The organism is Arenibacter arenosicollis (assembly GCF_014397245.1).
In the GTDB taxonomy this organism is placed as follows: Bacteria; Bacteroidota; Bacteroidia; order Flavobacteriales; family Flavobacteriaceae; genus Arenibacter; species Arenibacter arenosicollis.
On the sequence record NZ_JACLHY010000061.1, the window covers coordinates 1 to 993 of the forward strand.

The window sequence follows — 993 nt, forward strand, 5'->3', positions numbered from 1 at the left end:
GGATCATGTCCAAAATCTGGGTTTTTACCATTTTAAGAATATAATTTAATCAAGCGATATAAGAAGTATTCCGTATTCCTGACTCCCCTAAATTGTGATCTAAAAGCCTTTACTTTGGCATTAAAGGATTCTGCTGAAGCATTTGTACTTCTGTTTAAAAAATAGTTGAGTACAGAGCGGTAATTTGAAGTAATACTATTGGCTACCGTTTGGAAGCTCTTAAATCCTGACTCCTCTACATCTTTGTACCAGTGGGCTAGTTTGGTGTAAGCTACTTTAATATCTATGGCTTGGTTAAAAATATTCCTCAAGCCTTGAACAAGTCCATAAGCTTTCTTTAATTCTGGGTATTCATTAAACAATATCTGTCCCCTCTCTTTCTGATTTGGAGTCCATTTATCTGGGGATTTATACAGTAGATATCTACTCCTGGCCAGGAGTTGTTTTGAGCTATCACCATTAGAAAAAGTTACAGGTTTAAATTCTTTGTCGACTACTCTAGATAGCTTTATCTGTTCATTTTCTTGATCCAAAGCTTCCCATCGGTATTTGATACGAAGATCTTGGAGCGCCTCTATTGCCAGCTTCTGTACATGGAACCTGTCTGTTACTTGGATGGCTTTCGGGAAACATTTAGTGGAGATCGTTTTCATAGAGTTTGCCATGTCCAAGGTGATCTCTTTCACTTTAGCACGCTTCTTTGCTGGGATCTTCAAGAGTTGTTCGATAATAGGCTCCACTTTAGTTCCGTGGAATATTCCAACTAAAGCCCCTTTCTTTCCTTTGGCCTTCTTATTGGTAATGATGGTATAGAGCTCTCCCTTGGACAGCGCTGTCTCATCAATGGATAAATAAGAACCTAAGTTTTCAGGGAAAACAAGCCACTGTTTAGCATGACTCTTATGCTCCCATTGCTTAAAATCACTTAAGTGATCCTTATAATGTCTTTGAAGCCTTTTCCCGGACATACCATACTGGTGCCCAAGTTGTTGG

The 993-nt window shown here is 38.8% G+C and carries 1 protein-coding gene; it reads right to left on the reverse strand.

What is annotated here, in order from left to right:
• Window positions 1-32: 32 nt before the first annotated feature.
• A partial coding sequence (locus H4O18_RS21845; RefSeq protein ID WP_246474561.1) for an ISAon1 family transposase occupies window positions 33-993 on the reverse strand: 961 nt, incomplete at its 5' end.